The organism is Streptomyces sp. CNB091, from assembly GCF_000377965.1.
Genome location: NZ_KB899026.1, coordinates 9,693 through 18,784 on the forward strand (window position 1 = coordinate 9,693; position 9,092 = coordinate 18,784).

The following is a 9,092-nucleotide window of genomic DNA, read 5'->3' on the forward strand; positions in this document are numbered from 1 at the left end:
ACCCCGCTCCTCAAACGCCGGAGGGGCTGGAAAGAACGGGGCCGAAGAGGGGTGGGCCGGGTTCGGGAGGGCCGGGTTCGGGAGGGCCGGGCCAGGTTGGCGCGGGGAGGCAGACGTCGGAGGTGCCGAGTGGGGCCGGCCGGAGCGGAATTCTGGCTGGTTCAGGCTTTGCGGATCAGGGTCAGGACCTCGTCGCGTACCGCCGCCATCGTCTTCTCGTCCCTCGCCTCGACGTTCAGGCGCAGCAGCGGTTCCGTGTTCGAGGCGCGGAGGTTGAACCACCAGTCGGCGGCCGTGACCGTGAGGCCGTCCAGGTCGTCGAAGGTGATGTCGTCGCGGGCGCCGTAGACCTTCCTGACCGCGGCCAGGCTGGCGGCCTGGTCGGCGACGGTGGAGTTGATCTCGCCGGAGCCGCTGTACCGGTCGTACTCCGCGACCAGTTCGGAGAGCGGCTTCTGCTGGCCGCCGAGTGCGGCGAGTACGTGGAGGGCGGCGAGCATGCCCGTATCGGCATTCCAGAAGTCGCGGAAGTAGTAGTGCGCCGAGTGCTCGCCGCCGAAGATCGCGCCGTGCCTCGCCATCTCCGTCTTGATGAAGGAGTGGCCGACGCGGGTGCGGACCGGGGTGCCGCCGTTCTCGCGGACCACCTCGGGGACGGACCAGGAGGTGATCAGGTTGTGGATGACGATGCCCTCGCCGCCGTTGCGGGCCAGCTCACGGGCGGCGACCAGGGCGGTGATCGCGGAGGGGGAGACGCCCGCGCCCCGCTCGTCGACCACGAAGCAGCGGTCCGCGTCGCCGTCGAAGGCGAGGCCGAGGTCGGCGCCCTCGGCAAGGACGCGTGCCTGGAGGTCGACGATGTTCTTGGGGTCGAGGGGGTTGGCCTCGTGGTTGGGGAAGCTGCCGTCCAGCTCGAAGTACAGGGGTACGAGGTCGAGCGGGAGGCCTCCGAAGACTGTGGGGACGGTGTGGCCCCCCATGCCGTTGCCCGCGTCGACCACGACCTTGAGGGGGCGGATCGCCTTGAGGTCGACCAGGCCGAGGAGGTGGGCGGCGTAGTCGGTGAGGGTGTCGCGCTCGGTGATCGTGCCGGGGGCGGTGGCGGCCGCCGGCTGGGGGGCGCCTTCCGACCACTGCTCGACCAGGGTGCGGATCTCGGCGAGGCCGGTGTCCTGGCCGACGGGGGCGGCGCCCGCCCTGCACATCTTGATGCCGTTGTACCGCGCCGGGTTGTGCGAGGCCGTGAACATCGCCCCGGGGAGGCCGAGGGCCCCCGACGCGTAGTACAGCTGGTCCGTCGAGCAGAGGCCGATGAGCGTGACGTCCGCGCCCCGGGCCGCCGCACCCCGGGCGAACGCTCCGGCGAGCCCCGGTGACGTGGGGCGCATGTCGTGGCCGATCACGATCGCGTCGGCGGCCGTGACCTGGACGAACGCGGATCCGAAGAGTTCGGCCAGCGCTTCGTCCCACTGGTCGGGCACCACTCCGCGCACGTCGTACGCCTTGACGAGCTGCGACAGATCAGCAACCACGGCCGGTCCTCCTGGGGTCTTTGCGGACCGCCCAAACTACCCGGCCGGGCAGAGCCTCAGGAGGCGGCCTCAGGAGTCCGGTGAGCGCAGCACTCTCAGGTGGCCTCGGCGGGCCACTTCCACCGGGTCGGCGGCGCGTGGTCCCCGGCCTCCGCCGTCCGGACCCCGGTCGTGCGGGCGTGCCGCTTCGCGGACCGCGTTGGCCAGTGCTTCGAGGTCGTCGCCGCTGGGGTGCGCCGGTGCGGAGCCGTCGGAGAGCCGCACCACTTCCCAGCCCCGTGGCGCGGTAAGCCGCTCACTGTGTTCGGCGCAGAGGTCGTAACAGTGGGGCTCGGCGTAGGTGGCGAGCGGGCCGAGGACCGCAGTCGAATCGGCATAGACGTACGTCAGTGTCGCGACGGCAGGGCGGCCGCACGCGGTGCGCGAACAGCGACGTACAGGGCTCACGATGTTGGACGGTACCGCACTCGTGAGCGGGCTGCGACGACTCCCCCCTCGGGTCACCCCACCGTGTCGCCCTGTGACCTGCGGCACCACGGCGTTCCGGTCGGCTGTCCTGACCTGCGTCGGGGCGGGGGCCCGGCGATCGCACCGTGGTCGTGCGGGTCTCGGGCGGGAGTGGATCGCGGCGTCGGGCGCGGGGGCGATGATCGGATCACGGGCCTGAAAAGGGCTCAACCTTGGCCGAAATGTTCAACTGCGGACATCCGAGATCGGGACGGGCCCCCTCTCCGGAAGGTCCGGTCGGCCGCGTCGGCTCGCCGATCACCCGGCCCCCGGAGCGTTACGCTGCGTCGGTGATGGACAGCTCCGTACCTCCCCGCCCGTTCGAGCCGCGGCCCCGGCGCCGTGACCGGCATGGCCGCGGTATGCGCGGGCCGGTCGCGCCACCGCAGGTGCCGCTGTCGGCCAGCCGGGGCGAGACCTTCCGTGATCTGGTCCAGGACTCGGTGGAGCGGCTGGAGCGGCGCTGGCCCCAGCTGGCCGAGGTCGACTTCGTCGTCCTCGACGTGCCCGACACCCCGGAGGAGACCGTTCCGCTCGGCAGCGCGGTCTCCGCCGGCAAGGGGCGGCCCGCGCAGATCGTCGTCTACCGGCGGCCCGTCGAGATCCGCACCAAGAGCCGCGACGAGCGCGCCCTGCTCGTCCACGAGGTCGTCGTCGAGCAGGTCGCCGAGCTGCTGGGGCTGGCGCCCGAGTCGGTCGACCCCCGGTACGGGCAGGACTAGCCCCCTGGAGCCGGTCCCCCAGGGTGATCCCCTGGTGATCCCCTGGGGTGATTCCCTGGAGGGTTCGAGCCAGGGGGGACGGCTCGGCTGTCGGAGGTTCGGTCGCCCTCAGTCGTCCAGGACCGAGAGGTCCTGGACGGCCGACGGGACCTCGACCGTGCCCCCGTCGTCGGGGAGCGTCTGCACGGTGAACATCTGGACGCCGTCCTCGGTGCGCGCCAGGGTGCGCGACGCGTGGACCGGGCCGCCCGAGGTCGTCTCGACGGTCAGCGCGTAGGCGCCCTTGAGGCCCTCCGGGGCCTTCGGGGTGACGGCGAGGGTCGTGCCGGCCTTGACCGTGTACGTCTCCACGGCCGGTTCACCTCCGTCGCTGCCCGCCGACGCGGTGACCTTCACCTCGGCGGTGGCGCCCGGCGCGGTCAGGGAGAGCGTCGAGCCCTTGGCCCGGTTGTCCGGGACGCTCGCCCGTGCCCCGACCGGTCCGGTGGCCGGGATATAGGCGATCTCCTGCTTGTCGCCCTTGCCGCGGACCACACGCAGTGCGGCCACGATCGGGGTCGCCCGGTCCTTCTGGACGGGGCTCAGCCGCAGGGAGCCCGGTTCGCCCCGGGTGACGTCCTTGAGGTCGACGGCCGCCGTCATCGAGGACTTGATGTGCAGGGTGGCGTTCCCGGCCGGGGAGAACGCCCCGTTCTTCCCCAGGAGCTGGACCTTCACGTCGGCATCGTCTTCGCCGGGGGCGAACGCCACCAGTTGTACGGAGGTGGCGTCGGCCGGGATGCCGGGCAGCACGAGCGTGCCGGTGGGGTCGTCGGACGCGGTGATCCAGTCGCTGCCCGCCTTGTCGTCGGCGCTCAGGACGACCGCGCCGACCCGGCCCGAGCGGGTGGTGACGTGGGCGGTCAGGTGGTCGACGGTCTCGGCGGTGAGGGTGGACAGCAGAACGGCGACGCTGGAGCGGGCCGGCACGGTGATGCCGTCGCCGACCTCGGACTTGAGCGCGCCCTCGGGGCCGTACAGCTCGATGTCGGCGACGGCGGCGGAGTCCTCGGGGTTGGTGAGGTGGAGGTAGTCCTGGCGGGACTTCGCGGTGCTCGCGCCGGGGAACCAGAAGTCCGTGTCGGGAGCGGTGCAGGTGACCCCGAGGAGCCCGCGGGCGCCGCTCACGGTGACCTCGGTGGTCTGCTGGGCGGCCCAGCCGGGGGCCAGCTTGCCGGTGGCCGTGCCGACGAGGGCCGGGGCGTCGGAGCCGTCCGCCTCGGCGACGACCGGCTTTCCGGGCTCCTTCACGGCGAGGACCGGCTTGTCGGCCTTCTCCTTCGCCTTCTTCGCCGCCTCTTCGGCCTTCTTGACCTTCTTCGGGTCGGTCTCGTCCTCGTCGTCCACGACCGGCAGGGCCGGCTTCAGCTCGGCGGTGCCCTTGGCCTCGCCGCCCTCGCCCGCCGGGGTGAACGCGGTGTACTGCGTCTCGGCGAGGTCGGAGTCGCTGGGCGCCGGGCAGACCAGGCTGGAGCGTTCGACCGGCAGCAGCGCGGCGGACTTCGTCCCGGTCTCCGCCGGAGCCCCGGGCGCGGTGACCGTCGCGAATCCGGTGATGGCGGCCAGGACGGCGGCGCCCGCGATCAGGGACAGGTGGGTGGACTTCACTCGGAATCGCCTCGCGATGCGTTACCGGTCTGCCACGGGGCCTGGCCCGGGGCCGGGGGGTCGGTCTGTTCGCCGTTCTCGGCAGGGTGCCGGTCGGGCTGCGGCTGCTGGGCGGGGCCGGGGTAGGGCTGCTGCTGGTACTGCCCGCCGACGTACTGGCCGTACTCGTCGTACGCGCTCTGGTCGTTGTTGTACGCCCCCTGGTCGTTGTAGGAGCTCTGGTCGTCGTACGCGGCCTGCCCGCCGTACGTGCCCTGCTCGTTGTACTGCTGTGTGTAGGGGTCCTCGGCCTCGTAGCCCTGGTAGCCGGCGCCCTGTTGCTGTTGCTGTTGCTGTTGCTGTTGCTGTTGCTGTTGCTGTTGCTGTTGCTGGGTGTACGGGTCCGGCTGGTACGTCGCGTAGTAGTCGGCGCCCGGCTGCTGCTGGCCGTCCCACTGCGCGTACTCGCCGTACTGCTGCTGCGGGACCGCCGCGTAGCCGCCGGTGGCTTCCTGCGGGTCGTGCGCCGGGGGGTTGGCGGCGTACGGGTCGGCGGACTGCTGCGCGGGGATGTACCCCCCCGGGTCCGCGGCCGGGCCCGGGACGCGCGACGGGTTGCGGTCGCCGGGGTGAACGTCGTCCCCGGGCTCCCCGGGCCCTCCGGGCTCCCCGGCATCCTCGGCGGTGGCCGCCGCCTCGGCCTGGGCCGCGGCGCGCAGCCTGCGGGCGCGGCGGCCCTCTCCGTCGACCGGCTCGGCGGCGACGGCGGGCGCCGCCTCCTCCGGCAGGTCGTCGTCGATCTCCCGGCGGCGGCCCGGCAGGGCCATGACCACCAGGACCAGGAGGAGTCCGGCCTGCGCCCAGATCCACGCGGTGTGCGTGATCGGGGCGTCGTGGGTGAGGTCCAGACGGCCGCCCTCCGCGGGCAGTTCGAAGCCCTGGGCCCAGCCGTCGACGGTCTTGCGGGGCAGCGGCTTGCCGTCCAGGGTCGCCGTCCAGCCCGGGTCGGCGGCGTCCGCGACCCGCAGCACGCGGCCCGCTTCGCCGGACGGGATCTCGGAGTGGGCCTCGACGGCGGCCGAGCCGACCGGAAGGTGCTCGCCCTCGCCGGAAGCCGGGGTGATCATGACACGGGCGACCTGGCGGTCCACCCGCCACAGGGCGCTGCCGTCGAGCTGGCTGAGGCGGCTGAGCCCGGGCGTCGAGTCGAGGACCCGGCTCATCTCGCGCGGTGCTCCGTCCCGGACGAGGACGTAGCGGATCGCGAAGCCGCCGAGCTGGCCGCCCTGGTCGGCGCCGGAGCCGGCGACCAGGTTGGCGACGACCTTGTCGAGGTGGCTGTTGCTGCCGCCGGCCTCGGTGAGTTCGCCGTCGCCGAGGCGGGCGCCCGAGCCGCGGACCAGGCTGTACTCCACGGAGCCGGGCGAGCTGCCGCCGAGGACGAGGGTGCGGGGCTGGTCGCGGGTGGTGCTCTCCTCCGCCACGAAGGCGGGCACCTGGACGGGGTCGCGCCGCTCCAGGGGCCCGTCGGCGCCACCGATCATCCAGCCGAACGCGGCCAGGACCGGGGCCAGTCCGGCGGCCAGCGCGATCAGGACGGCGACGGGCTGACGCCAGCCGAAGCTCTGTTCGGCGACCCGGATACGGGCCCCGTCCGCGCCCACCAGGGCGGCGGCGATCAGGGCGGCGCCGTAGACGAGGGTGGCGGGTCCGGCCCAGGTGGACCCGTTGGCGACGGCGGCGAAGAGGAAGCCGACGAGTGCGACCGCCCAGGCGGTGCGGACGGCGAACTGCCGCTCCCCGCGCAGCAGGGCGGCGAGCGCGGCCAGCACGATGCCGAGGAGCAGGATGCCGCCCGTCGCCCCGGGGCCGCCGGGGCTGATGCCGAGCAGGTCGAGGCCGGATGCCGTTCCCGTACCGAGGTCCATTCCCGCTTCGGTCAGGAGCGCGGACGGGTCCGTCAGGAGGGTGAGCGACCAGGGGGCGAGGACCAGTACCGGGGTGCCGACGGCGGCGACGAAGCGCAGTCCGTACGCCGTGATGTCGCCGCGCCGCAGTACGAGGACGGCGATGCCGAGGACCACGGCGAGCGGCCAGACGATCGGGGTGAACGCCATCATGACGGTCAGCAGCAGCGTGTACGCCCAGGTGGCACGCCAGCTGCCGCGCTCCCCCGCCGCACTGTCGGCGCGCAGCCCGTGGGCGGCGACGCCGGCGCGGGCGGCAAGCGGGAGCAGGACGAGGAGGACGGTGGTGCCGAGGCGGCCGGTGGCCAGGGCTCCGGTCGCGGCGGGCAGGAAGGCGTACGCGACGCTCGCCCAGGCCCGCAGCAGCCGGGAGGGGAGCAGCGGGCGGGAGGCGAAGTAGGCGGTGAGCCCGGCCAGCGGGATCGAGCAGACCAGCAGCACGCTGATGGCGAGGCCGGTCGAGCCGAGGAAGAGGGCCGACAGGGCGGCGAGCAGCGCGAGGTAGGGCGGGGCGGTCTGGGTGCCGCCGGTGCCGACGGTGTGCCAGGCGTCCGCGTAACTCCCCCAGAGCGCGCCGAACTCGGCCGGGGCGGGCAGCAGGGCGCCGCCCGCCAGTGCGCCGCCGCTGAGGAGGTTGCGGCCGGCGATGAGGGAGACGATCAGGAGCAGTGCGAAGAGGATGGGTCCCGGTTTGCGGCCGATGCGCTTGAGGCGGGCGAACTGGTCGACTTCGAGGAAGTCGGCGTCGTCGCCGCCGGGCCCGGATTCGACGGCTCCGTGCCGTGAACCGCCCGAGTCGGCGTCGCTGCGGCCGCCGAAGTTGCCCGCGACCTGGTCGACGGTGGCCCGGACGGTCGCGCCCGGCGGCGGAAACAGTGCGCGCAGCTCGGCGGCGTCGACGGCGCCCTTGCCGCGGGCGCGGCGGGCGGCGAGGATCCGGCCGGGGCGCAGCAGGGTGCCGAGCAGGCCGGTGACCTCGTCGAGGGCCTGACCGGGCACCTTGCCGAGGAGGTAGGCGAGGGTACGGAGCAGGGTGCCGACGACGAGCCGGAGCAAAACCCAGGGCAGGGCCTTGCCGCGGGCGTTGACGAGCATCGTGTAGACCGCACCCGCCTTGTCGACCCGGTGTGGGCTGGCGACCGAGCGGCCGGCGCAGTCGATGGGGCGGCGTTCGCGGGCGGAGGCCTCGGCGTGCCGCAGGACGGCGTCCGGGGCGACGAGGACCCGGTGGCCCGCCAGGTGGGCGCGCCAGCACAGGTCGACATCGTCGCGCATCAGGGGGAGCCTGCGGTCGAAGCCGCCGAGCTCCTCGTAGACGTCGCGGCGGATGAGCATGCCGGCGGAGGAGACGGACAGGACGGTACGGACCTGGTCGTGCTGGCCCTGGTCCTGCTCGCGGCGGTCCAGGCCCGTCCAGCGGCGTCCGCTGTTGGCGATGGAGACGCCGACTTCGAGGAGCTGCTTGCGGTCGTACCAGCCGCGCAGTTTGGGTCCGACGATCGTGGCGTGCTTGTCGGTGTCGACGACGCGCAGCATCTCGGCGAGCGCGTCCGGCTCGGGGGCGCAGTCGTCGTGCAGCAGCCAGAGCCACTGGACCGGTTCGCCGTGCGGCAGTTCGGGGAGGTCGTAGTTCTCGTCGACCCAGGTCCGGCCGGCCGGATCCCAGCCACTGGGGCGCTTGAGGTACGGCAGGTCGTCCGGGGTCAGGATTCCCGCCGTGCGGGCCGCCTCGTCGACGGCGGTGCCGAAGCTCGTACGGCGTGCGAGGTGAAGGACGCGCTCGTCGCCGAGCGCCTCGGTGACCAGCCGGGCCGAGTCGTCGGCGCTGCCGGTGTCGGCGGCGACGACGTTCTGTACGGGGCGTTCCTGGCCGAGCAGCCCGGCCAGCACGTCGGGCAGCCAGCGGGCGCCGTCGTGGGAGACGAGCACGGCGGTGACGACGTGCCGGGGGAACTCTGGGGCGGCGGCGGCCGCGTTCGGCGCCGCCGAGTGGCTGTGCACGGACATCGAGGTACGGGCCCTCCGGCCGGGTCCGGGGGCGTCCCCGGGGGCTGCATCGGTGTACACGCGCGCGCCGTCGGGGCGTTGGCGCGTCTCGGACGGGGCCCCACACTAACGGTACGGACAGGTGGCGGGGGTCGGAGCGGGTGAAGGGGCCGGGCGCGGACGCGCCGACGGCCCGCCTGCCGAGCCCCGGGGAAGGGGTCGGTGGGCGGGCCGTCGGGGGTGGGGAAGCGGGCTCGGGGGGGGCCTGCCGGACGGGAAGCCTGGCGGATAAGAGGTGCGGCCTCGGCCGGAAGCGCGGGAAGTGGGGATGGGGGTGGGGAGTGAGGGGTGGGGAGTGGGGAGTGGGGGTTGGGTGTGCGGGGGCGCGCGGATCGCTCTCCGGCTCGCGCGGTGGCGGCCGGCGGCCGGTAAGTGGTCCGGGGTGCGCCGGGTGCCTCGTGGGGGGGGTGCCTCTATGTCTTTCGTCAAGGGACCCTGTCGGGTTTGGGGTGGTTCAGCGTTGCTGGGGTTATGCGGCGAGCTCGACGTCCTTCGGCGTGCGGGGTTCGTAGAAGGTGCCGTCGCGGAGCATGGCGAACAGGACGCTGATGCGTTGGCGGGCGAGGCGGAGGAGGGCTTGGGTGTGGGTTTTGCCGCGGGCGCGTTGCTTGTCGTAGTAGGCGCGGGAGGCCGGATCGGCGTTCATGCAGGCGAAGGCGGAGAGGAACATGGCGCGTTTGAGCTGCCGGTTG

At 73.5% G+C, this 9,092-nt stretch carries 5 protein-coding genes and 1 pseudogene; 1 reads left to right on the plus strand and 5 read right to left on the minus strand.

What is annotated here, in order from left to right; genetic code table 11:
• Positions 1 to 161: 161 nt before the first annotated feature.
• Complete coding sequence (locus tag D581_RS0136070; protein WP_018961958.1) at positions 162 to 1,532, minus strand: phosphomannomutase/phosphoglucomutase; 1,371 nt, start codon at positions 1,530 to 1,532, stop codon at positions 162 to 164.
• 69 nt (positions 1,533 to 1,601) lie between these two features.
• Positions 1,602 to 2,036, minus strand: coding sequence for a DUF3499 domain-containing protein (locus D581_RS0136075; protein WP_026291220.1), 435 nt, complete (start codon positions 2,034 to 2,036; stop codon positions 1,602 to 1,604).
• Between the two features lie 296 nt (positions 2,037 to 2,332).
• On the opposite strand from D581_RS0136075, the gene D581_RS0136080 reads away from it, so the two are divergent.
• Positions 2,333 to 2,761 (plus strand): metallopeptidase family protein, encoded by a 429-nt coding sequence (locus D581_RS0136080; RefSeq protein WP_020679279.1) that lies wholly within the window; start codon positions 2,333 to 2,335, stop codon positions 2,759 to 2,761.
• A gap of 108 nt (positions 2,762 to 2,869) precedes the next feature.
• On the opposite strand, the gene D581_RS0136085 is transcribed toward D581_RS0136080, so the two are convergent.
• The 3 genes and pseudogenes from D581_RS0136085 to D581_RS01000000138305 all read right to left on the minus strand — a co-directional run.
• Positions 2,870 to 4,408 (minus strand): DUF5719 family protein, encoded by a 1,539-nt coding sequence (locus tag D581_RS0136085; protein ID WP_018961961.1) that lies wholly within the window; start codon positions 4,406 to 4,408, stop codon positions 2,870 to 2,872.
• Entirely contained in the window at positions 4,405 to 8,361 is a 3,957-nt protein-coding gene (locus D581_RS0136090; protein ID WP_018961962.1) for a glycosyltransferase, read from the minus strand. The genes D581_RS0136085 and D581_RS0136090 overlap by 4 nt, the downstream gene beginning before the upstream one ends.
• Positions 8,362 to 8,869: 508 nt before the next feature.
• Positions 8,870 to 9,092 (minus strand): annotated as a pseudogene (locus D581_RS01000000138305) (IS110 family transposase); the annotation flags it as partial.

Excerpts from the sequence above, each read along its gene's own strand:
- D581_RS0136090 (WP_018961962.1), bottom strand. The coding sequence starts at position 8,361 with ATGTCCGTGCACAGCCACTCGGCGGCGCCGAACGCGGCCGCCGCCGCC.
- D581_RS0136080 (WP_020679279.1), top strand. The coding sequence starts at position 2,333 with ATGGACAGCTCCGTACCTCCCCGCCCGTTCGAGCCGCGGCCCCGGCGC.